The organism is Micromonospora sp. NPDC048986 (genome assembly GCF_040649335.1).
Taxonomy (GTDB): domain Bacteria; phylum Actinomycetota; class Actinomycetes; order Mycobacteriales; family Micromonosporaceae; genus Micromonospora; species Micromonospora alfalfae.
In genome coordinates, this window is sequence record NZ_JBEZFJ010000002.1 from 70975 (window position 1) to 94604 (window position 23630).

Genomic DNA, 23630 nt, shown 5'->3' on the forward strand with positions numbered 1-23630 from the left:
GAGCGTCAATGACCACCACAGTCCCGCCCGCCGACACCGCCGACGTCGGCACGCGCATGTCGCGTCGGGAGGTTCTGCAGGCCCTTTCCGGCCTGATGGTCGGCATGTTCGTGTCCATCCTCGCCTCCACCGTGGTGGCGAACGCGCTGCCGCGGATCATCGCGGATCTGAACGGCAGCCAGACCGTCTACACCTGGATCGTCACCAGCGAACTGCTCGCCATGACGGCGACGGTGCCGCTGTGGGGCAAGATGGCCGACCTGTACAGCAAGAAGCTGCTGATCCAGTTGTCGCTGGGACTGTTCGTGGTGGGTTCACTCATCGCGGGCTTCACGCCGAACGTCGAGGTTCTGCTGCTCAGCCGGGTCGTCCAGGGCATCGGCGCCGGCGGCATGACGGCGCTGGCCACAATCGTCATGGCGGCGATGATCCCGCCGCGTGAGCTGGGCCGCTACGCCGGCATCTTCGGCGCGGTCTTCGGTGTGGGAACCATCGCCGGTCCGCTGATCGGCGGCCTGCTCGTCGACACGTCGTGGCTGGGCTGGCGGTGGTGCTTCCTGATCGGCGTCCCGTTCAGCGTCATCTCCATCGCCCTGCTTCAGCGCACCCTGCACCTGCCGGTCGTCCGTCGTAAGGCGAAGATCGACTGGTTGGGTGCCCTGCTCATCACCTCGGGCGTCTCCACGCTGCTGATCTGGTCGTCCCTGGCCGGCAACAAGTTCGACTGGGCCTCCGGCTGGACGGCAGTGATGGTCATCGGCGGTCTGGTCCTGCTGGCGCTGGCCGTGTTCGTCGAGTCGCGGGCGGCGGAGCCGATCGTCCCGCTGAGCATCTTCCGCAACCGCACGGTCTCCCTGGCCACCATCGCCAGCGTGCTGGTCGGTGTCGCGATGTTCGGCGGCACCGTCTTCCTGTCCCAGTACTTCCAGATCTCGCTGGGCAAGTCACCCACCGTCGCGGGCCTGATGAGCCTTCCGATGATCTTCGGTCTGCTCGTCTCATCGACGGTGGCCGGCCAGCTCATCACGAAGTACGGCCGGTGGAAGGCGTACCTGGTGGCCGGCGCCGCGGTGATGACCGTCGGGATGCTGCTGCTGGGCACCATCGACGCCAACACCAGCGTCCTCGTGCTGTCGATCTACATGGCCGTGCTGGGCGTCGGTGTCGGCATGCTCATGCAGAACCTCGTGCTCGCCGCGCAGAACGACGTGCCGGCCCACGAGCTCGGTGCCACCACCTCCGTGCTGACGTTCTTCCGCAGCATGGGCGGGGCGATCGGGGTCAGCGCCCTCGGCGCGGTCCTGGCAAGTCGGGTGACCTCGCTGACGACCGACCGGCTCGGCCCGGCGGCGACCCCCGGCGGTGGCTCCGCCGAGGTGCCCGACCTGTCCACCCTGCCCGAGCCGGTGCTGCGCATCGTGCAGGACGTGTACGGCATCGCCACCGCGGACCTCTTCCTGGTCGGCGCGCCGATCGCGCTGCTCGCGCTGATCGTCGTGCTGTTCATCAAGGAGAAGCCGCTGCACACCCTCAGCGGGGACGAACGACGCGCCCAGGAGGAGGCGGCGGCAAAGGTCGCGATCCACTGAGCCGTACGCCGGCGGGGCGGGGGCGGGCCGATTGGCCCGCCCCCGCTTCGCGTTTCCCGGTAACGACATGACGTGAACGTCTTGCCACGTAACGTGAGATTGAGCCGGTCAACGGCTGACGCCAGACGTGCGCCGGGCCGCCACTGCGGCGGCGCCGCTCGGCCAACTGCCGGGTCGACAGCTCGGCAACGTCGCGGCCTGTTCGGCCGCAGGAGGTGTGGACGATGCCCATGCTGTCGGTCTTCGATCCTCGGCACACTGTCGCTCCCCCGGGATACAGCCGCTGGCTCATCCCGACCGCGGCACTGGCCGTGCACGTGTGCATCGGCCAGGTCTACGCGACGAGTGTCTACAAGAACTCCCTCATCGCGCACTTCGACACCAGCCAGACGGCGATCGGGGCGATCTTCAGTATCGCCATCGTCATGCTGGGCTCGTCAGCGGCGGTGGGCGGCCGTTGGGTGGAGCGGAACGGACCGCGCCGGGCGATGTTCGTCTCGGCGTGCTTCTGGGCCGTCGGGTTCCTGGTCGGCGCGCTCGGCATCGCGACCCAGCAGCTCTGGCTGCTCTATCTCGGGTACGGCGTCATCGGTGGCATCGGGCTCGGCATCGGCTACATCTCGCCCGTCTCCACCCTGATCAAGTGGTTCCCGGACCGCCCCGGCCTGGCCACCGGCCTCGCCATCATGGGGTTCGGCGGTGGCGCCCTGGTCGCCGGCCCGCTCGCGCGCCAACTGCTCTCCCTCTACGACTCCGGCTACAACCCCGACAACCCGGCCGCCGTCGCGTCCGGGCATGCCCTCGTGGCGCTCTTCGTCACGTTCGGCATCGGCTATTTCGTGATCATGATGTTCGGCCCGTTCAACGTGCGGGTTCCGGCGCCGGACTGGCGGCCCGCCGGGTTCGACCCCGCGAGCGTCGCCGCCCGGCCTCTGGTGACGACGGCGAGCGTGTCGGCGTCGAACGCCGTGCGTACCCGGTCGTTCTGGTTGCTGTGGATCGTGCTGTTCTGCAACGTCACAGCGGGCATCGGCATCCTGGAGCAGGCAAGCCCGATGATCCAGGACTTCTTCCGGGACAACGGGACCGCCACCACTGTCTCGGTGTCGGCGGCGGCCGGTTTCGTGGGAGTGCTGTCGCTGTTCAACATGGCTGGGCGGTTCGTCTGGTCGACGACGTCCGACCTCATCGGCCGCAAGCCCATCTACATGGTCTACCTCGGCGTCGGCATGGTGCTGTACGTGCTGCTCGCCGTGGCTGGCCACTCCGCGACAGCGGTCTTCGTGCTGATCGCGGCCGCGATCATCTCCTTCTACGGTGGCGGTTTCGCCACCATGCCCGCCTACCTGCGTGACCTGTTCGGCACCTTCCAGGTCGGGGCGATCCACGGCCGGATCCTGACCGCCTGGTCGGCCGCGGGTGTCGCCGGTCCGCTGATCGTCAACGGGATCCTCGACACCCAGGGCAAGCCCGGCACCCTCACCGCGGCGGCGTACCGGCCCGCGCTGTTCACAATGGTCGGCATCCTCGCCATCGGGTTCATCGCGAACCTGCTGGTGCGTTCCGTGCCCGACCGGTTCCACGAACCGGACCGGGGGCCGACCTCGCCGGTGGCGAAGGCGACAGTCACCGAGCCTGTCGCTCTCGGGCGGGACAGCCAGCCGCCCGCGCCGCCGCGCGTCGGGAGCCAGACCGGGCGGCTCTGGCTGTCGTGGCTGCTGGTCGCGGTGCTACTCGGGTACGGCATCGTCCAGACCGCCATCACCGCCGCGAAGCTGTTCACCGGCTGACGCCCGGCGGCCCGTAGCGGCCGGACCTCCTGCAACGCTACGGAAGGCGTCCCCTTGAAGGGGGCGCCTTCGGTTGCGCCGATCCGCTCAGGGCTGGGTGGCCGATCGCTTCTCGTCGAGCCGCTCCCGTTGTGGCACGACCGTGTACTTCGGATCGCGGGCCGACACCCGTCCCGCCTCGAAGACGCCGAACCGGGTGGCGACCGACGATGCCACGAGGGCGGCGCCGGAGATCGCCGACAGGACCCGGCTGCGTCGGCTGAGCAGCGCGGTGACGGTGCCCACGGCGAGCAGGGCGCGTCCCGCCTTGACCAGCCGGCCGCTGCGTCCGTGCGTGTAGGGCTCGCTGGTGAGGCCCTGCCGCTCCAGTTGGTGCCCTCCGCCAAACTCGATGGCGGCGGCCGCCAGGGCGAGTCGTCGCAGTGGGGCGGTCTCCGCGGCCGGTGCCGCGATCAGGCCGACCCCGGACGCGGCGGCGAGCGCGCTGCCGGCGAAGACGAACGGCAGCGACGGGTAGGCGTCGTGCCAGGACGGCACGGCCGTGTCGGCGAGCAGCACCCCGGTGTACGTCGCCAGCGCCGGCGCGGTGGCCGCGGCGGCCAGGCCGGCGACGTTGCCGATGGGCGGTGCGATCCGACGGGCGAGGCCGAACACACCGTGCTGCGGGAGCAGCGGCGCCAGCTCGGCGACAGCGGCCACACCGGCCAGCGGGCCGAACGCGGCGAGGATCCAGGTGCCGACCGACATCGGCGAGGTCACCTTGGCCACCCGGAGCATGTGATGGAACCGGGCCGGTCGGCCAAGATCATGGACCAGCAGGTACGTGCTGGCGGCGACGCCGCCGAGAGCCGTCCAACGGCCCACGGTGCGCAGCCCGGGTCGTCCGGTCAGTTGGCCGCCCGCACCGATCAGCGCACTCCCGGCGGCGAGGCCTCCGGTGAACAGGTAGCCGGCGATGTCGTACTTCCACACCGGCGGCTTCAGAACCGGCCGGCCGTAATAGGAGGCGAATTCGGCCGGCGGCACGGCGAGCTGCTCGCCGCCGCGGGTCATTGCCGCCTGCCCAGGAACGCGACCGCCGTGGCGACCGCCATCGTCACCGCCGCCAGGCCGGCGCGCTTCCACATGGCCGGCAGGTCGCGGGTGGTGACGATCGGATCCGGTGGCAACCCGTACACCTCCGGCTCGTCGAGCAGCAGGAAGAACGCACCGTCACCACCGACGCCGTCGTTCGGGTCGTGCCCGTACAACCGCGCCTCCGGCACTCCGCGCTCATGCAGCTTCGCGACCCGCGCGGCGGCCCGCTCCCGCAGCTCGTCCAGTTCCCCGTACTGGATCGACTCCGTCGGACACGCCTGCGCACACGCCGGGGTCATGCCCGCGCCCAAGCGGTCGTAGCACAGCGTGCACTTCCACGCCCGACCATCATCCTTGCGTTGATCGATGACGCCGTAGGGGCAGGCGGAGATGCAGTAACCGCAGCCGTTGCAGATGTCCTCCTGCACCACCACGGTGCCGAACTCCGTCCGGAACAGCGAACCAGTCGGGCAGACATCCAGGCAGGCCGCGTGGGTGCAGTGCTTGCACACGTCCGACATCATCAGCCAGCGGAAATCCGTCCGCCCCTCCGCGCCCGAGCCCCTCCCCGGTGGCTGCGCACCCGGCATCCCCAGGAACTCCGGTCCGCCCGACATGCGCGCCGCTGCGGCGGGCGAGCCGGTGGGCAGGCCGGGGTCCGTTCCGGTGTCGGTGCTGGTACGCGCGCCGGCCGCCGCCGTCACCGGGCTGATCGCCGGCCCGTCCGGGTCCCCCGCGAACGCCGGAGTCGCCCAGCCGGCCGAGCGCGGCTGCTCCACGAACGCGACGTGCCGCCACGAGTTCGCTGTCAGCGCGCCGGTGTTGTCGTACGACATGCCCAGCAGGTCGAGCCCGCTCTCCGGGACACCGTTCCACTCCTTGCAGGCCACCTCGCACGCTTTGCAGCCGATGCAGACGCTGGTGTCGGTGAAGAACCCCATCCGCGGCGGCGGGTTCTCATAGCCGGCGTCCGGTGCGGGGTCCAGCGGCCCGTACAGGGCGTTGGCGTGGGGCATCGGTCAGGCCTCCTGGTCGCTGCTGCTGTCGGCGACGTCGGTCGTGACCATCGGCGGGTAGCGGTGGACGAGGTTGCCCGACCGCCGCCGGTAGTCGACGACGAGGTCCACCAGGTCCTGTCCTCTGGGGCGTCGTCCGGGTCGGACGTCGCACGTGCCGACCTTGCTCTCCTGGATCAGGACGTTGGGGTCGAGAGTGATCCCGAACAGGTCGTTCGCCGAGTCACCGGTCACCAGGCCCTCGAAGCCGAAGTGGTACGGCAGCCAGACCTGGTGGATGATCCGGCCATCCACTCGCAGCGGCGTCACCCGGTCGGTCACCAACACCTTCGCCTCGACTGCCGCCCGGCTGGTGACCAGGTGGGCCCAGCCCAGGTGACTCAACCCTCGCAAGGCCGCCAACTCCGGCGACACCTCGACGAACATCTCCGGTTGCAGCTCGGCCAGCGGTGACACCGTCCGGCTCATCCCACCGGCGGTGTGGTGCTCGGTGAGCCGGCTGACGGTGAACACGAACGGGAAGACGTCGCTGTGCTCCTGGGGCGGGCTCGGGTTGAGTGTGTTGATCGGGTGGGTGTAGACCTTGCGGGTCGGGTTGGCCTGCTGTCGGTAGAGCGGGTTGCGCACCGGCGACTCGACCGGCTCGTAGTGGGTGGGCATCGGTCCGTCGAGCACGCCGGTGGGCGCGTACAGCCAGCCTTTGCCGTCGCCCTGGAGGATGAACGGGTCGTCGCCGGCGATGCCCGCCACACCCGAGGCGTCGTGCTCCGGTCGGTAGGACGGTGGTTTGGTCTTTTCGAAGTCCGGCACGTCGTAGCCTGTCCACTCGCTCTTGTCCGCGTCCCACCAGACGTAGCGTTTGCGCTCACTCCACGGGTTGCCGTCGGGGTCGGCGGAGGCACGGTTGTAGAGGATGCGCCGGTTCGCCGGCCACGCCCAACCCCACTCGGGCGCCACCAGGGACTGCTCCGAGCCGGGTTTGCGGCGGGCCGCCTGGTTGACGCCGTCGGCGTACACCCCGGTGTAGATCCAGCAACCGCCAACGGTGGAGCCGTCGTCCTTCATCTCGGTGAACGACGCCAGCGGCCGGCCGGTGGCCACGTCGTACCCGTTGATCTCGCGCAGCACCGCCTCGGCGCTCGGCTCCGCGTGCGGACCGTGCGTGGGGTAGTCCCAGGCGAGGTCGAGCAGCGCACGATCGCGCGGCTTCGTCGACGTCGCGAGCCGTTCCCGGATGACGCGACCGAGGTGGTAGAAGAACCACAGTTCGGAGCGGGCGTCGCCTGGCGGTTCGACGGCCTTTTCCCGCCACTGCAACAGCCGTTGGGTCTGGGTGAAGGTGCCCTCCTTCTCCACGTGCGACGCGGCCGGTAGGAAGAACACCTCGGTGCGGCACTGCTCGGGTGTGATCTCGCCGGTCTCGATCTCCGGCGCGTTCTGCCAGAAGGTGGCGCTCTCGATCATGAACAGGTCGCGGACGACCAGCCAGTCGAGGTTGGCCATGCCGAGCCGCTGCGCCCGGCCGTGCGCCGAACCGACAGCAGGGTTCTGCCCGAGCAGGAAGTACCCCTTGATCTTCCCGTCGATCATGTCGAGCACCTGCTGGTAGGTGCCGTGATCACCGGTCATCCGCGGCATGTACCCGTAGCAGTAGTCGTTGTCGGCGGTGGCCGCGTCACCCCAGTACGCCTTGAGCAGGTTGACGCCGTAGGTGCGGGCGTTGCCCCAGAAGCCCTTCTGCCCGGGGTGCGCGATGCTGTCCACCCACTTGTCCAGGGTCGGGTGCTCGGCGTGGTGGGGCATCGGCAGGTAGCCCGGCAGCAGGTTGAACAGCGTGGGGATGTCGGTGGACCCCTGGATGCTGGCGTGCCCGCGCAGGGCCATCACCCCGCCACCCGGGCGGCCCACGTTGCCCAGCAGAAGCTGGATGATCGCGCCGGTGCGGATGTACTGCACACCGACGCTGTGCTGCGTCCAGCCCACCGAGTAGACGAGCATGCCGGTCCGGTCCCGGCCGGAGTTCTCCGTCCACGCCCGGGCCAGTTCGAAGAACTTCTCCTGCGGGATGCCGCAGACCCGTTCCACCATCTCCGGGGTGTAGCGGGCGAAGTGCCGCTTGAGGATCTGGTAGACGCAGCGCGGGTGCTGCAACGTCTCGTCACGTTGGGTCTCACCGCCGACCGGCGCGCCGTGCGACTCGTTCTCCAGCCCGGCCGCCGTTTCCCGCTGTGTCTCGCTGTCACGGGTCGTCCGGTTCTGCGAGTGGCCCTCGTATCGCCAACTGGCCTGGTCGTAGGTGGCGTTGTCGTCGTTGAAGCCGGAGAAGAGGCCGTGCATGTCCTCGGTGTCGGCGTACTCCTCGGTCACGATCGTCGCGGCGTTGGTGTAGGCGACGACGTACTCCCGGAAGTCCAGCTCGTTGTCGAGGATGTAGCGCACCACCCCGCCGAGCAGCGCGATGTCGGTGCCCGCCCGGATCGGCAGGTACGAGTCAGCCAGCGCGCTGGTTCGGGTGAACCGCGGGTCGACGTGGAAGACCTTCGCACCCTTGCGCTTGGCCTCCATCACCCACTGGAAGCCCACCGGGTGCGCCTCGGCCATGTTCGAACCCTGGATGACGATGACGTCGGAGTTCGACAGGTCCTGCTGGTACTGGGTGGCGCCGCCACGACCGAAGCTGGTCCCCAGACCGGGGACGGTGGAGGAGTGTCAAATACGGGCCTGGTTCTCGATCTGCAACGCCCCCATCGCGGTGAACAACTTCTTGATGAGGTAGTTCTCCTCGTTGTCCAGCGTCGCCCCGCCCAGACTGGAGATACCCAGCGTCCGGTTGAGCGGTCGCCCTTCGGCGTCGACGTCCTCCCAGGTCTGCTCCCGGGCGGCCAGGACCCGATCGGCGATCATGTTCAGCGCCGTGTCGAGGTCGAGGTCCTCCCACTCGGTGCCGTACGGCCGGCGGTAGCGGACAGTGGTCTGCCGCAGCGGACTGGTGACCAGGCTCTTGCTCGCCGAGCCCTTCGGGCAGAGCCGACCCCGCGAGATCGGGCTGTCCGGATCACCCTCGATCTGACTGACCTGCCCGTCCTTCACGAACACCCGCTGACCACAACCCACAGCGCAGTACGGGCAGACCGACCGGGCCATCGAATCGGCGGTGTCGGTGCGGGCGGTGAGCGAGCGGGACCCGTCGGACTTCGCCGCGGCACCCCGGCCCAGCGGGTCCGTGCCGGTGAGCTGGCGATAGACCGGCCAGCCCTCGAACCAGCTGCGCACCCCCATCGCCGCACCTTCCCCACCAATACCGGCAAATATGAACACTCTGACGTTAGATGAGGTGCCGGCCCGTCGCAGCGGGATCACCAACAGTCATACCTCCCCCGGCAGTGTGGTGCGGGGCCGGGAGAGGCATGGGAGTACGGCGTTGGTCAGTGCGGTTGCAGCTGGCCGGTCTGCTGGTCGCTGAACGTCCGGTAGCGGCGCAGCTCCCAGAACAACCAGCCGATGCTGATGATCGCCAACACGACGAAGACCAGCGAACCGGAGAACGTGTCCCAGAGGGTGTGCAGGACGACGACGCCCACGAACGTGCCGATGAACCCGAGGAGCCGAGCGACGCTCGGGCTCGCCAGCAACGCCCAGAGCGCGCCGGCGGACAGCCCGGTCCACGCGGTGTGACCGGCGGGCGCCGTCAGGCCCCGGATGAAGAGCGTCTGCTCCACCGCGCCGATGTTGCCCTGTGAACTCAGCAGCGCGCTGAAGGCGTAGCCCATCGTCTCCAGCGCGGCGAACCCCATCCCGGCGGCGATGCCGATGATCAGCCCGTCGGACGGCACCCGGCGGCGACGCTGGGCCACCACCGTGAACAGCAGCACCACCGGGACGATCAGCTTCGCCGATTCCTCGATCAACGCGACGAACAGCATCGGCAGGGTGCCCAGGCCGCGCAGGGTGTCGTACTCAAGGGTGCCGGCGACCACAGTGCCGATCACACCGCCGAAGAACGCCGACGTCACCAGCACCGACGCCGGCACCTGCCACCGCCCGGTGCGGGCCTGCGCGAACGTCAGGAACGTCAACGGCACAAGCGTCGCCCCGAGCAGGATCAACGCCGGCACGAAGTTCGGATTCTTGGTGCTGACCAAGGTCCGCAGCACCGCCAGATAGAGGAACAGCCCGATGACGAGCACCCCGACCCACGCCCACCGGCGCGAACGATCACCCATACCGCGCAGTCTGGCGGACCACTGTTACGAAGACCAGCCCCGGCACCGAAACCCTGACGACCTCCCAGCGGCGACGTCCGCTGTCAAGGGACTGCGATGCGCGCGAGTGATGGTTACGATCTGCGCCCATGCGCCGCGCAGCACCGTTACTGTCACTCGTCGTCCTGCTCGCCCTTCCCGCCTGCACCTCGCAACCTGAGGATCCCGGGGACGTGGCGTTGACCGTCTTCCTCGACAACGACGTGACCGTGGCGCAGAAGGGCAGCGTGGAGCAGCAGCTCCGGTCGATGCCCAGTGTCAGGGAGGTGTCCCTGGAAACCCGCGAGCAGGCGTACGAGCGCCAGAAGGCGGACCTGAAGGAGAAGCCCGACCTGCTGGCGGCCCTCAAGCCGGAGTACATGCCGGAGCTTCTGCACGCCACAGTCACCGACGCGTCGATCGCCGAGGCGATCGAACTGGTGATGGTTGAGGCCGACGGCGTGGAGGACGTTGCGCTCAGGATCGCGGACGTCGACCCTCGGCCATCGCGGATCGGCGTCATCGTCCGGCTCACGTCGTCGGCGACCGACGAACAACGCGCCGCCGTGGAGAAGGCCGTCCGGGCACTCCCAACGGCGAAGTCGATCGAATTCGAGGACCGCGACGCCGCGTACGAGCGCCTACGCAAGCGGTGCCAGGGAAAGGGTGACCTGTCCACGCAGCTTCAACCGCAGATGCCGCACGAGTCATGGCGGTTCGAGATGCCCCTGAACGGAGAAGGATCCGCAGTGGGCGAGCTGATGAGGCTCGACGGCGTCGACGGCGTACCCCTGGCCCCGCTGGCGATGCTGTGACGCCGACCCAGCACTCGATCCGGTCCCCGGTGGACACGGGCGGTGGATGACGCAGGCTGTGGATCAGGAGCCGCCCGGCTGCGCTCGACGATCCCACAGCACCAGGCCGGTGAGCAGCATCGCGACGCCCAGACCGACCATTGCCAACCCCACCGCCGTGTGCGCGCTCCCGCTCAGGTGACCGGCCACGATCCACCCGCTGTCGATTCCGAACGCCAGTGGCATCAACCCCTGCGGGATCACCGGAATCCACCCGACAGTCAGCAATCCCAGCGCCCACGCTGTCGACTTGTTCTCCCGGTACCACTGCGCGTCCCAGGTCAGCGGAAGCGCCGTCTCCGGGGGGCGGCTCCGCTGACCGGCCGCGGCGAGCACAGTCGTGCCGCGCCGGGCGAGCCGCTCGTCGGCCAACCACACGCCACCTGACCAGGCGGCGGCGCCCCCGAGCAGCCCGACCAGCGGCAACAGCGGCGCCACCGCCGACGGGCCCCAGATCGCCAGGGCGAGCACCGGCGCGGCGGCGAGCAGCCCAGCCGCTGTGGCAACCAGCACGCTGACGATGTCGGTCGGGTTGTCGGCCGCGGTCGGATGCCGCGGGTCGGCCACCGGGCGTACGCGCAGCAACGACACCCACACCGGCACCGACGCGCCCGCCCCGAGCAGAGCCGGCAGGGTGCAGAGCGCGGCCAACGCGTCGACGTCGGGGGCGAGGAGGATGCCGGCGACGGTGAGCAGCACGCCGATCGGGGTGACCAGCACCAGCCAGGCCAGGGCTCGTCCCCGGACCTCGGCCCGTTCGCCGCCCGGTGTGGTGAGCGGCAGCCACAGCGCGGTGCCGTCCAGCCCGACCAGGCCCGCCGACATCGCCGCCGCGCCGAGCACGGCCAGCGGCCCGGCCCACGGCAGCAGCAGGTCCACGTCGGACAGCAGCGGCAGCCCGGCGAGCGACGCCCCGTACACCACAGCGAACGCCAGATACTGCAACCGCAGCGGATGCCGCGCCCAGGCCCGCAACTCACGGCCCGCGACCGCCCGCGTCGCGGCCGGCACCCACGCCCACCACTCGCGCTCAACCGCTGTCGTCGACGCCGCCACGGTCCGGCGCGGCCGGAACGCCGCGCCGGCGGCGATCACCCTGCGGACAAGCATGATGTACGCGGCGGCGCAGAGCGCCACGATTCCCACCAGGGTCGCCATCAGGCGTACCCCTTGCCCGGTTGGCCCGGTCACGGCGGCGACCGGCCAGCCGCTCGGCACGTACGCCATGGCCCGGACCACCTCTCCCGGCGCTGCCACGAGCAGGACCGACACCCACGGGAAGACCGCCCATAGCGACCCGGCGACACCCATCGCCGTACCGGTGAAGACGCCGGTGAGCAGCGCTGCGGCCGGGCCGCCGGCGTGGCCGACGACCTCCAGCGCGATGGCCGAGCCGATCAGCCCGAGCAGCCAGAGCAGCACCGCGCCGCCGGCGGTGACGAGGACCGCGACGGTGCCGTACCGGGTGGCGTGCACCGGCAGCGCGGCGAGCGCCACCAGCGAGACAGCCGGACCGATACCGACCGCCGACGCGGCGAGCAGACCGACCGCGGCCGGAACCCCGCCGATCGGCTCCAACCGCAGGTGGGACGGGCGGACCCGACCGCGACCGCCGCCGAGCAGCAGCGGCAGCACGATCCAGCCGAGAACCCACGCCCCGGCGAGCAGACCGAGGGTGTGTCGGTCGCCGTGCAGCGCGTACCGGATCAACCAGGCGGCGGCGAGCAGACCCACCAGACCGGCCACCGTGGGGCCGGGGTGCTCCCTGAGCGAGCGACGCAGCATCGTCGCGCGCATCCGGGCCGGTACCGCCATCGCGCCGAGGGTGCCGCCCAACCGGCCGGGGGCGGTCAGTTCCGCGCTCATCGTGCCCCGGTCAGCCAGTCCAGACCGGCGCTGCCGGAGGCTTCCGCGCCGACCAACTCGACGAACCGGTCCTCCAGGCTGCTGCCGGCGGCGACCTCGGTGACCGTCCCGGCGGCGACCACCCGGCCCTGATGGATCACGGTGACCTCGTCGCACATCTGCTCGACGAGCAGCATCGAGTGGGTGGACAGCACGCAGGTGCCGCCGCCGGCCACGAACCGGCGCAGCACCCGGCGGATGGTGGCCGCGGACACCGGGTCGACCGCCTCGAACGGTTCGTCGAGCACGAGCAGCCGGGGCGCGTGCAGCAGCGCCTGGGCGAGGCCGAGCTTCTTGCGGGTGCCGGTGGAGCAGTCGGCCAACGGGGTGCCGGCGCCCTTGGCCAGGCCGAGCACCTCGATCAGTTCGGCGGCACGATCGGTGGCCGCGGTCCGGGGCAGCCCGCGCAGGCCGGCGCTGTAGCGCAGCAGTTCGGCGCCGGTGAGGCGTTCGGGGAAGTCGAGGCCGTCGGGCAGCACGCCGGTCAGCGCACGGGTCAGGCCGCGCTCGCGCAGCGCGTCGTGGCCGAGGATCCGGATCTCGCCGGAGTCCGGAGTGACCAGACCGACCGCCATTCCGATGGTGGTGGACTTACCGGCGCCGTTGGGCCCGACAATGCCGTGAAAGGTGCCGGGGTGCACTGTCAGATCGATGCCGTCCACCGCGCGATGCGCCGCGAAGGTCTTGACCAGGCCACGGATCTCGAGCGCCGGGGGGATCACGCGCCGAGCATAGGTGACAGTGCACGGCGGCGTGGCCCGCTGCTTGAGCCTCCACAGTGGCCGGACACCCTCAGGCGACGTGCACCAACCGGAAGCGCTCGGTCACCACCAGTGTGTCATCGTCCACTGTGAAGCCGGGATCGCCCAGCTCGGCGCGTACCTCGGCGCTGCGCCAGAACTCCTCGTGCCCCGCACGCCACTGGGCCAGCGACTCGTCGCCCTCCCCCTCGGCCACCGCGTGTGGCAGGTCGACGTCGGCGAGGCGGACCACCCGTACGTCGGTCAGCTCGATGGCCGCGACCCGGCGGCCGGCGGAGTCCACCACGGCGGACAGTTGACCCACCTCGGGCAGCGGCTCGTTCGCGCACTCGTACCCGACCAGCAGACCGGTCGTCGACGTCTTCGCCCCGGACAGGATCGCGCCCACGAGCTTGTCCCGCAGTGGCCCCGGAAACGCGAACTCGGCAAGCGGAAGATCATCGAGGTCCATCCGCGGAGCGTACGCGACCCGGGCGTGGCCGTCATCGACACGCTCGCGGCGACGTGGCACGGTCTCGTCATGGCCACCTACAGCGTCGCCCTCGTGCTGCTCGTCGATCCGTCGGGCGCGGTGCTCCTGCAGCACCGCGACGAGGATGCGGCCGTCTCGCCGGGCCAGTGGAGCCTGCCGGGTGGTCACGTCGAGCCCGGCGAGTCACCGGAGGAGGCGGCCCGCCGCGAACTACTGGAGGAAACTGGTCTGACAGTGGGTGAGCTGCACCCGCTGTGGAGCGGACCGCGCCCGTACGAGGCGGATTTCCCGCACACCGTGACTGTCCACGTGTTCCGCGGCACCACCACGGCCCGTCAGGAGGACGTGGTCCTCGGTGAGGGGCAGGCGATGGTGTTCGTCTCCCGGGACGAGGTGCTCGATCGTGAGCTGGCGGTCTCTGCCGCGCTCGTCCTGCGCATGATCTGACGTCGGGTACGGCTACGGTGTGGTGATCGTCCGCCTGTCGCGAGCCACGCAGTACACGTCGCCGGAGTTCGCGGAGTGCGGCAGGTCGCGCAGGTGCGCCGCCAGGTCGGTCGCTGACATCCAACGTCGGAACGTCATCGACTTGTCGTCGCCCACCGCGACGTCGAACCCGTCGAAGCCCAGCGCGGTCAGGCGATCGAGACACCTGTCGGCGACCGCACGCGCGATGGTGGTGAACTCGAACGACAACGCGGGCAGTGGGCGGCCCAGCCCGGCCAGCACCTCGTCCTCGAAACCCTCAACGTCGATCTTGGTGAAGGTCGGCACGCCGTACGTCTCGATCAGGGCGTCGACGGTGACCACCGCGACCTCGACGTCGGTGTCCCACACCTCGCCCTCCCACCCGCCCGCGCCCCTCGCGGCGCGGACGAAGTCCGGTGAGGCGGTCGAGACGGTGGGGTTGGCGGAGTTGACGTGCAACAGGGTGCGCCCAGAGAGCGCGCCACACGCGGCGTCCACAACTGTCACCTTGTCGTCGTCGGCGTAGATCGCCCGCAGGGCGCGCAGACACAGCGGCTGCGGTTCCACCGCGACGACCCGGGCACCGAGGCGACGGAAGCTGGCAATGTGGTCACCCACGTGGGAGCCGATGTCGAAGACGAGGTCCCCGCCGCTGACGAAGCGGGAGTAGAAGGCGTCCATCCTCGCGTCCCGCTCGGGATCGCCGTAGTAGACGTCCAGCGACCGGTGCAGCAGCGACAGGGTCGGGTCGGTCCGGAGCGCGGCGATCCTGGTGTCGGTGGTAGCCGTCATCTGTCTGGGGTCCAGTCCGTGAGAGAGGTGGCCGGGTTACGGTCCGAAAGCGGTCAGGAACCGGTCCCGGAAGGCGTCCATCCGCCAGACCGGCGCCTGCGGCCCGGGTTTCAGCCCGTCCTGCCAGCCCCACCCGGAGATCCGGTCCAACACGGCCCGGTCCCGGGTGATGATCGAGATCGGGACGTCGTGGCTGGCGTTCTCGCCGGTGACGACAGCGGCTGGCTGGTGGTCACCGAGGAAGATGAACACGAGGTCGTCGTCTCCGTAGTTCCGCACGTAGGAGATGAGCGCGCCGAGGGTGTACTCGATGGACTTTCGGTAGTCCGCCCGGATCTGGGCGGTGTTGCGACGCTTGTCGTCCGACCTGCCCGCGCCGGCCCCACGGTAGACCGCGCCGTCGCCGACGGCGGTCCAGTCGAGCAGCGGCGGGACGGGCGTCCAGGGCGCGTGACTCGACACCAGTGCCAGCTCGGTCATCACATTGCCGTCGCGCTTCGCCTGCTCCAGGCGCTGCCAGCTGGCCAGGGTGTACTGGTCAGGCGGGGTGCCGAAGCTGAACTTCGGGCCACGGTACGCGAGCTTCCTGGCGTCGTAGAACCGGTCGTAGCCGAAGAAGGAACCCTCCGGCCATGCCCTGGTGACGGCGGGCATCACGCCGACGGTCTGCCAGTTCGCCCGTCGGAAGGCGCCGTTGAGGGTCATCCGGTCACTGGCCAGCAGGGTGCGGTGCCGCTGGTCGTTGTCGATCCAAAGCCCGGAGAGCAGCGTGTCGTGCGCGAGCCAACTGCCGCCACCGAAGGTCGGCGAGGTGAGGAAGCCGCTCTGCGCGGCGAAACCCGCGGCGCTCAGCTCGCTGGTGCCACTGTCGAGCACCGCACCGACCTGCGGCGCGAACTCCGGGTCCTCGACGGCGTCCCGGCCGTAGCTCTCCACGAAGGCGACGACCACGTTCTTGCCGCGCAGCGCGGTCAGTAGCTGGTCACCGGGGGTGTCACCGTACCTGTCGGCCTCGATCAGCGCGCCGAACGTCTCGCGGTCGTCGAGGCGCAGGCGCACCTGGAAGCCGTGACCGTTGGCCAGTGTGGTCGCGGACGTGTCGGCGACCGGCACGCCCTCGACCACCCGCACGTTGAACGCGGCGCAGGCCACCCAGACGACGACCAGCGCGGCCACGATCCGGGTGGTCCCGGTGCGGTGCCGGACCACCAGCCGCCGCAGTCGCCGCATCGACAGGGTGACCAGTGTGGGCAGGCCCACGAGCACCACCGCCAGCGTGACGGCGACGCCGATGGCGGCCGGTCGACCGTACGACTCGCTGAGGAAGGCGAACCCCTCGTCGAGGAGCGCCCAGTCGAGCACCGGGTCGAACGCCCGGCTCAGCGCGGCGGTGAAGCCCAGGTCGAGCAGCTTCAACAGGCCGAGCAGGCCGAGTGCCGCGCCGGCCGCCGTCGCGACCAGTCGGCTGCCGCGAGCCGGCAGAGCGAGCAGGAGGGCCACTACCAGCAGCGCCTCCAGGGGGATCCGCGCGAACGCCGCCGGGCTGAGCCGGCCGAAGTCGTACGGCACGGTGAGGACGAGCAGGACGAGCAGCGCGGCCAGCACTGTCGTCAGCCGGGCGGCGATGGAGCGTCTCGGCCGTTCCTCGACATCGGTGCCGTCGGCGGCCCCGCCCGAGGTTTCGACAGTCATCGCCCTCCGTCCCTGGCTGGGCAGCTGCCGTACGCGCGTCAAGAGCGACAACCCGGGCATCCTTTCATGATCTTTGTTGGGCGCGGCGTCCGGGCGGCTCAGACGCGGGCGATCCCGCGTCGGGCCACTGTGACAGTGGGACGGTCCGACCACTGCAGCCCATCGGTCTGGCCCGGGGTCAGCTCGGCCAGGCCGGCTGCGGCCCTCGGGGTGCTGTGGCTCGCCGAGCTGGCCGGTTGGACAGTCGCGTCCGGGGCGCGGTGGATGACGGTGTGGCGGAGGTGCCGGGTCGTCCAGAGCCAGGCGACGTCACGCCCGAACGACTCGACAAGCAGTGCCACCGACGCAACGAGCACCACTGTCGTCAGCGGCGCGGGCAGGATGTCGGCCATCGCCACCGTCAACACCACGCCCTGGGTCGCGGCGACGACCTTGTTCCAGTACCGCGGCGGCGCGGATCCCCGCATCCACTCCAACACCCAGGTCGCGGCGCCGTAGAGGTAGCGCATCGCGCCGATCACGAGCACCCAGGCACCCACCGCGGGTGCCACGTGCAGGCAGAGCACCAGGACCAGGAAGGAGTCGATCTCCATGTCGAAGCGCGCGCCGAGTTCGCTGGTGGTCCCGGTGCGGCGGGCCGTGTATCCGTCCACGGCGTCGAGGGCCAACGCCACGCTGGTGAGGACGACCATCACTGTGATCGGCGCCGACCGGCCGAACGAGTCGGCGGCCAGGGCCGTCACGCCGCCGACGAGGATCGCCCGGCTCAGGGTCACCCGGTCCGCCGGGCTGAGCGCGCCCGCGCCCGAGCGGGACATCCCCCTGCTGAGCAGGGCACACAGCACCATCCCGTACGCCAGCCCCGCCACCCAGCCCGCCGCGCCCAGACCGACCGTCTCCCCCAGCACCGCCAGCAGGACGATCTGCACGAGCAGTCCGATGACCGGACCAGTTCGAACCGTTGACATCGTGCCTCCGTGACTCTGGTGGGTGACCCTGACCGTCATCACGGAAAATATGACCGATCGGTTCATTCTGAACGCGACCCGGCAGGGCGCCACGGAGGACGTGCCCCTTCGACGGGCGGTTAATCGTCCATCGTGGGGTGGCCCGTCGTCGGCTCACAGATGAGGGCGTCGATGGTGGCGTACGGGTCAGGGCGTCGGCAGTGTGAGCACATCCGCACCGTCGTCGGTGATGGCGATGGTGTGCTCACTGTGCGCCGTCCGGCAGCCCGTCGCGCTGCGGAGGGTCCAGCCGTCGGCATCGGTGACGAGCGTGGCGGTGTCCGCCATCACCCACGGTTCCAGCGCCAGCAGCAGACCCGGGCGTAGCCGGTAGCCGCGACCGGGGCGCCCGGTGTTGGAGACGTGCGGGTCCTGGTGCATCGTCGATCCGACGCCGTGGCCGCCGAACTCGGTGTTGACCGAGTATCCCGCCGCCTTGAGGACCGAGCCGATCGCGTGGGAGATGTCACCGATGGGAACGCCGGGGCCGGCGGCGGCGATCCCCGCCCGCAACGCCCGCTCTGTCGCGTCGATCAGCGCGACGCTCTCCGGTGGTCGGACGTCGCCGATTATGAAGCTGATGGCCGAGTCCGCGACGACCCCACGGTGCGAGACGGCGAGGTCGAGCGAGAGCAGATCGCCGTCGGCGAGCGGGTAGTCGTACGGCAACCCGTGCAGCACGGCGTCATTGACCGACGTGCAGATGTAGTGGCCGAACGGCCCCCGCCCGAAGGACGGCTCGTAGTCGACGTAGCAGGACTGCGCCCCAGCTTCGGTGATCATGGCCTGCGCCCACCGGTCGATGTCCAGGAGGTTGGTGCCGACCACGCAGCGGCTCTTCAACGTCTGCAGGATGCCGGCGACCAGCGCGCCGGTGTCCTTCGCTCGCAGCACGTCGGTGGGGCTCAGGATCTCGATCATGCAGCGCCTTCCTCGAGCGACCAATAAGTATCCCGGCCATATTATCCCGGTACTAGAATCGGGACATGGTCAGGTTGCCGCTCACTCCCGAAGAGCTCGAACGCGGACAGCGCCTCGGCGCGCTCCTGCGTCGAGCCCGTGGAGAGCGTTCGATGCTCCTCACCGCGCTGGACGCGGGCGTCTCACCAGAGACCCTTCGAAAGATCGAGTCCGGCCGGATAGCCACCCCCGCCTTCCCGACCATCGCGGCGATCGCCGACGTCCTCGGGCTCTCCCTCGACGCCGTCTGGTCGGAGATCAACAAGTCGGACGGTGGTGCCGAACTGCCTCGACCGGCGCGCCCCGCGCGCGAACGGTTGGCCTCCTAGACAGCCGAGCAATGGCGGGGTCGGCGCAGCACGTTGGTTTTGCTGGCCGCCCCCATCACTGCGGTTGGGCGTCGTCGCGAGGCGGCGTGGTAGCGGAGATCTTGAGGTGCTGCTCCACCTCGAGGCGTTCGGGTACCTCCATCTTGCGGAAGATGGCCAATGCCCGCTTCCAGTATCTGCGCGCTTCAACTGGATCGTCGGATTCAATCTGATTCGCAATCCCAGCCAGTGCCCGTCCCTGTTCGTATGGATGACTGATTCGGCTTGCCAGGGTGAGGGCGTCGCGGTGAGCTTCCACGGCTTCCGCGGGACGTCCTTGGGCGGCGAGGGTGAGGCCGATGCCGTTGAGAGCGGCCGCTTCGTTGTGTTTCTCGCCGTGATTTTTTGCGGCGGTCAGTGCCAGCTCATGCTGTTTCTGTGCCTCGTCCAGTTGTTGTAGCTCTCGAAGCACCCCTCCCATCTCGTTGAACGAGGACGCTGTCCCGTATCTCATGCCCAGCCGGTCCATGAGTTCCAGTGACGCTCTCAGGTAGCGGGCCGCGATGCTGTGTTGGCCGAGGCGTGACCTGACAGCGCCGATGTTGGTGAGGGCGAGCGCGATGTTGAATGGGCTCCCGGTCAGACGCGCCTGAAAGAGGTGTTGTCGGTGAGTGCGGAGGGCTTCCTCGTGTCGGCCAAGAAACATCAGTGGTAGGCCAAGGTTGGACATGACGAACGGCTGGTCCTGCCCTAATGACCGACGATCCCGCAAATCACGTCTCGACACTTCGACCGAATCCGTCAGCCTACCCATGTGCCAATAGACTATTGCAATGTTTCCTCTGCTGACCGATGCTCCCAAGCGGTCGCCGATGCTCTCCCTCGCTTCGACCGCAGCTTCCAGATCTCGCAGTGCCTGTTGGCAGTCGCCGTTGCGGAGGTGGGTGAACGCGCGATAGTTGCAGATCATTCCGATAGCTGCCTGGTCGTTCAGTTGACGCGCTGCCGCAAGTCCATATTCTTGGGCTTCAGAGAGGTGGTCCGGGTACCCACGGACGAAATAGAAGCGCCAGGTCAACCGCGTCAGGCGCCATGCTTGATGCGGATGGCTGCCCTCGGCGGCGAGGCGCACGAGAGCGCAGAGGTTATCCCGTTCCTGCTCCAGCCAGTGCACAGTCGGGGGAAGCGCGGACAGCAAGTCTGGACGGAGCGGCTGTTTGAGACCGAGGCTCTGCGCCAACAGCGTCGTATTTCCCATCGCCTGAGTGGCGGCGAGGCACGCGTACATGCAGTAGTTGAGCAAACGGCCAATCGCCGTCGTACGGTCGGCTGGCTCGTCGATGGAGAGTGCGAGCCCTCGGGCGTAATCGCGGACCAGATCGTGGAACTGGAAGCGACCAACTTCGGGTTCCTCCAGTAGATGGTGGTTGACCAGCTCCGCCACCGCGCTCTCCGCGTCCGCCAGCGGGAGGTCCGTCAGGGCGGCGGCAGCGTCCAGACCGAAGAGTTTTCCGGGGTGCAGGCTAAGCATCCGGAACATCCTGCGCACTGGCTCCCGGAGAGGCTCGTACGAAAGGCTGAAGGCGCTGGCGACGCTGTGGTCTTCGGCGGTGAGTTCGCTCATCAGTGGGGTGGCCAGGTGAAGCCGACGAGCAAGGTCTGCTACTCGCCAGCCGGGTCGGTGGGCGAGGCGTGCCCCCGCGAGCCGAATCGCCAGCGGAAGGTAACCGCAGTGGCGCGCCACCATCGCTGCGGACCCTGAATCGGTGTGTATCCGATCCCGGCCGGCGACCTTGGCCAGCAGGTCGATTGCCTCGTTCGGAGTGAGGACCGTCAACGATGTCGGTGGGGCATGGCCGCTGACGAGCAGTCGGCGACGGCTGGTCACCAGGACGAGGGTGCCCGGTGATGCGGGGAGCAGCGGGGTCAGTTGTTCGCTGCTGCCGACGTTGTCGAGCACGAGGACGCTCCGTCGGGTGGCGAGTTCCGCGCGCCACAGCGAGATGCGGTGGTCGGGTTCGACCGGGATGTGGCTGGCCGGGACGCCGAGTTGCCGCAGCAGGATGACCAGCGCTGCCGCTGGATCCATTTGCATGCCCGCGCCGTGTCCTTGCAAGTCGACAAAGAGCTGCGCGTCGGGATAGTCATCGGCGAGTTGAGTTGCTACCTCTAACGCCAACGTCGTCTTGCCGACACCGGCCATTCCGTTGATCACCTGCACTACCGCAGTAGTGGGGCCAGCCTCTTTCAAGGTTGCCAGCAGTCCGCGAAGGGTCTCGGATCGACCGGTGAAAGGAACGGACTGCCAGGGCAGCCAGTTGGCCTGGCTGGCTATCGCGTCGCTCCCGTCGCCGATTGGGGCTGGAGTCCCGGGTGCGAATCCCGGCCGCTCGGACACTCGCGGCGCAATGACCGCACGAGGGCGTTCCAGGGCGGGATCGCGGTTCAGTATCGCCTGGTGAAGCTGACGCAGTTCGGCGCCGGGTTCGATACCGAGCTGTTCGACAAGCGCTGAGCGGGCTTTGGTGTAGGCGGCCAACGCGCCGGATACATTGCCGTCGTGGCACAGCGCGCGCATCAACAACGCATGGCCATGCTCCCGCAAGGGATGCGTCAGCAGATGATCGCGCAACAATGCCAGGGCTGCCGCTGACTCGCCGGTGGCGACAGACAACTCGGCCCGCTGCTCGACCAGGGCGAGCCGCATCTCCCCTACGGCCTCCGCCCGCGCCGAGAGCGTTGGTCCCAACGGTAGGCCGGCCAGCACCCGTCCCCGCCACCGCTCCTCGGCGCGGCTTATCAACTCGTCAGCCTCGGAGAAGTCCCCACCGGCAAGCGCCGCGCCCACCCGCTGGCACTCTGACACGAACCTGACCAGGTCTACGGCGTCCGACGGCAACCGCAACTCGTACCCGCTCCGACGCGGGGACAAGAGACCTCGTCCTTCCGGCATCTGGTCGAGCGTCCGCCGGAGGTTCGCCGCGTAACCACGGGCATTCGCCACCGCAGACGTTGGCGGCTTCTCTGGCCATAGCTCATCGACCAATTCGTCCACTTCTACCAGCCGGCCCGGCCTCAACGCCAGCATCGCCAACACCACCTGCTGCTTCGGCGGACCGAGGATCAACGGCGCGCCATCGACGATGAACTCCAGCGGACCCAGAAGCGAAACCTCGATCATTCGAACCCCCCGACAGCGCGAACAACAGATCCAGCCGCTAGCAACTCAGCCTATCGACCTAGATCGCTGGGGTTGCGCCAGAGACACCTTTCTGACGAACCATGCCGGACCTACCGTCCGGGAGTCCAGCCTGCCGAGGCCATTCCTGCAATCTACTTAGCCAGCACTTAACGCCGAGCGGGCCATTGCGGTGTTCATTCGACACGGGGCTTGCCGACAATTCTCGATTCGCCATATCGAGAACATGTCGAAGGAATAGCGATTCATTATCGACCTTGTGTTGAACGTCCACGTAATCTTCCTCGCATCTGCTGCGGTAACCCGTTCGAGCCAAAGGTGCCAGTTCGCGACGTCGATGAGAAGAGGTGGGGGGTGGCGAATCATTAGGTCGCGCTCGCGGGGCTTGACCTGGCTCGCTCGGACTAGAAAAGATGCCCGTCCTGAAGGCTGTTCGCCGAGCTGATCCGCAGCTCTGCTCGGGTGAGTCTAGGCACTGAAGAGGAGTTCCGTGTATCTGTTGAGACGCCCATCCGAAATGGCTCGGCTGTTAACCGGGTCAGCGATCGCGGTAGCGACTATTGCCGCTTCTGGACTGTTGTTCGCCGGTCCCGCCGCAGCCATCCCGGTGGATCCATCCGTTGACGCCGACCCGTTCGCAGCAATGGTCACTGACGAGTCTTCATGGCTCATGGAGGAACTTCTGACCCTGCAGCCCGGCTCGCGGAACGGGGGGATTTACGTCAACAAGCCCGGCTACCACAACACTCGGGCGGGCAACAGCTCGAGTAACTACTCGGTGACGGACCTGGAAGACAGGACCGGCCCATCCGACAAGGCCGCAGGGTACGACTGGACCTTTCCTGAGGCCCAGGGGTCAAATCCGGACTACAGAAATATCATCCGGTACTCAAATCGGCTCCTGGCGTCCGGAGAGGATTCAAACGACCCTCGCCTGGATGGGTGGAGGGAATTCTTCGGTCAGATCGACAACGACAACACCGAGGAGGGCTACAGCTTCCGGTACGACCACCCGGATGAGCCCGGCGCCAAAGACAAGACACACCTGTGGCATATCCATCTGAGCGAAGACCGCAACAAAGTCGACAAGATCGACAACAAGAAAGCCCTGCTCAGTGTTCTTCGAGGCGAGACGGTCGAGGAATGGCTCACCCAACCCGGTGGTGAGGATGGTTCGGCGCGGGTGCGGGCTGATGTGACTGGTGATGGTCTGACTGATCTGGTGGTTCTGTACGACTACGGCGGTTCGAGTAGCAAGCTGTGGGTATTGCGCTCGACTGGTTCTGGTTACGCTCCGCCGGAATCTTGGTGGGAGTCGACTGCGGGGAACTGGTCATGGTCGAGTAGCAAGCTTGTGGCCGGGAACTTCACGAACGACAGCGTTGCTGACGTGGCCATCATGTATGACTACGGCGGTTCCACGACGACGTTGTGGGTGCTTCCTTCCACGGGTAGTGCGTTCACCGCACCACAAGCCTGGTGGAGGTCCAGCCCGGGGA

At 68.7% G+C, this 23630-nt stretch carries 16 protein-coding genes and 3 pseudogenes; 7 read left to right on the forward strand and 12 right to left on the reverse strand.

What is annotated here, in order from left to right; translation table 11 throughout:
• Positions 1–8: 8 nt before the first annotated feature.
• The gene (locus tag AB0B94_RS05405; protein ID WP_357268572.1) at positions 9–1589 is read left to right on the forward strand and encodes an MDR family MFS transporter; all 1581 of its coding nucleotides are present in this window, start codon (positions 9–11) and stop codon (positions 1587–1589) included.
• Positions 1590–1819: 230 nt separating this feature from the next.
• Entirely contained in the window at positions 1820–3379 is a 1560-nt protein-coding gene (locus AB0B94_RS05410) for an OFA family MFS transporter (protein ID WP_357269877.1), read from the forward strand.
• 87 nt (positions 3380–3466) lie between these two features.
• On the opposite strand, the gene nrfD is transcribed toward AB0B94_RS05410, so the two are convergent.
• The 4 genes from nrfD to AB0B94_RS05430 form a co-directional block, all read right to left on the reverse strand.
• A complete protein-coding gene (nrfD, locus tag AB0B94_RS05415; protein ID WP_357268574.1) occupies positions 3467–4432 on the reverse strand; it encodes an NrfD/PsrC family molybdoenzyme membrane anchor subunit in 966 nt (321 codons plus the stop codon).
• Positions 4429–5472 (reverse strand): 4Fe-4S dicluster domain-containing protein, encoded by a 1044-nt coding sequence (locus tag AB0B94_RS05420; RefSeq protein ID WP_357268576.1) that lies wholly within the window; start codon positions 5470–5472, stop codon positions 4429–4431. The genes nrfD and AB0B94_RS05420 overlap by 4 nt, the downstream gene beginning before the upstream one ends.
• A 3-nt stretch (positions 5473–5475) precedes the next feature.
• Positions 5476–8751, reverse strand: coding sequence for a formate dehydrogenase (gene fdh / locus AB0B94_RS05425; RefSeq protein ID WP_357268578.1), 3276 nt, complete (start codon positions 8749–8751; stop codon positions 5476–5478).
• Positions 8752–8897: 146 nt separating this feature from the next.
• Complete coding sequence (locus tag AB0B94_RS05430; RefSeq protein WP_357268581.1) at positions 8898–9695, reverse strand: PrsW family intramembrane metalloprotease; 798 nt, start codon at positions 9693–9695, stop codon at positions 8898–8900.
• Positions 9696–9823: 128 nt separating this feature from the next.
• On the opposite strand from AB0B94_RS05430, the gene AB0B94_RS05435 reads away from it, so the two are divergent.
• Complete coding sequence (locus AB0B94_RS05435; RefSeq protein ID WP_357268582.1) at positions 9824–10528, forward strand: permease-like cell division protein FtsX; 705 nt, start codon at positions 9824–9826, stop codon at positions 10526–10528.
• A gap of 63 nt (positions 10529–10591) precedes the next feature.
• Here the strand turns inward: AB0B94_RS05435 and AB0B94_RS05440 are convergent, their stop codons facing one another.
• From AB0B94_RS05440 to AB0B94_RS05450, 3 genes are all read right to left on the reverse strand, one after another.
• A complete protein-coding gene (locus AB0B94_RS05440) occupies positions 10592–12433 on the reverse strand; it encodes a hypothetical protein (protein ID WP_357268584.1) in 1842 nt (613 codons plus the stop codon).
• Entirely contained in the window at positions 12430–13194 is a 765-nt protein-coding gene (locus AB0B94_RS05445) for an ABC transporter ATP-binding protein (protein ID WP_357268586.1), read from the reverse strand. The genes AB0B94_RS05440 and AB0B94_RS05445 overlap by 4 nt, the downstream gene beginning before the upstream one ends.
• 70 nt (positions 13195–13264) lie before the next feature.
• The gene (locus AB0B94_RS05450; protein WP_357268588.1) at positions 13265–13684 is read right to left on the reverse strand and encodes an ASCH domain-containing protein; all 420 of its coding nucleotides are present in this window, start codon (positions 13682–13684) and stop codon (positions 13265–13267) included.
• A gap of 24 nt (positions 13685–13708) precedes the next feature.
• Between AB0B94_RS05450 and AB0B94_RS05455 the strand changes: the two genes are divergently transcribed.
• Entirely contained in the window at positions 13709–14152 is a 444-nt protein-coding gene (locus AB0B94_RS05455; RefSeq protein WP_357268590.1) for an NUDIX domain-containing protein, read from the forward strand.
• Between the two features lie 12 nt (positions 14153–14164).
• Here the strand turns inward: AB0B94_RS05455 and AB0B94_RS05460 are convergent, their stop codons facing one another.
• The 4 genes and pseudogenes from AB0B94_RS05460 to map form a co-directional block, all read right to left on the reverse strand.
• Complete coding sequence (locus tag AB0B94_RS05460) at positions 14165–14965, reverse strand: FkbM family methyltransferase (RefSeq protein WP_357268592.1); 801 nt, start codon at positions 14963–14965, stop codon at positions 14165–14167.
• Positions 14966–15001: 36 nt separating this feature from the next.
• On the reverse strand, positions 15002–16657 hold the full coding sequence (locus tag AB0B94_RS05465) for a sulfatase-like hydrolase/transferase (RefSeq protein WP_357268594.1): 1656 nt from the start codon (positions 16655–16657) through the stop codon (positions 15002–15004).
• A 293-nt stretch (positions 16658–16950) separates the two neighbouring features.
• Positions 16951–17625: pseudogene (locus AB0B94_RS05470) on the reverse strand (CDP-alcohol phosphatidyltransferase family protein); the annotation flags it as partial.
• Between the two features lie 186 nt (positions 17626–17811).
• Entirely contained in the window at positions 17812–18585 is a 774-nt protein-coding gene (gene map / locus AB0B94_RS05475; protein ID WP_357268596.1) for a type I methionyl aminopeptidase, read from the reverse strand.
• Between the two features lie 65 nt (positions 18586–18650).
• Here map and AB0B94_RS05480 point away from each other — a divergent pair, with 65 nt between their 5' ends.
• On the forward strand, positions 18651–18953 hold the full coding sequence (locus AB0B94_RS05480) for a helix-turn-helix transcriptional regulator (protein WP_357268598.1): 303 nt from the start codon (positions 18651–18653) through the stop codon (positions 18951–18953).
• 55 nt (positions 18954–19008) lie between these two features.
• On the opposite strand, the gene AB0B94_RS05485 is transcribed toward AB0B94_RS05480, so the two are convergent.
• Positions 19009–22113 (reverse strand): BTAD domain-containing putative transcriptional regulator, encoded by a 3105-nt coding sequence (locus AB0B94_RS05485; protein WP_357268600.1) that lies wholly within the window; start codon positions 22111–22113, stop codon positions 19009–19011.
• A 535-nt stretch (positions 22114–22648) separates the two neighbouring features.
• Between AB0B94_RS05485 and AB0B94_RS05490 the strand changes: the two are divergent.
• Positions 22649–23278: pseudogene (locus AB0B94_RS05490) on the forward strand (hypothetical protein); the annotation flags it as partial.
• 75 nt (positions 23279–23353) lie between these two features.
• A pseudogene (locus tag AB0B94_RS05495) lies at positions 23354–23630 on the forward strand (hypothetical protein); the annotation flags it as partial.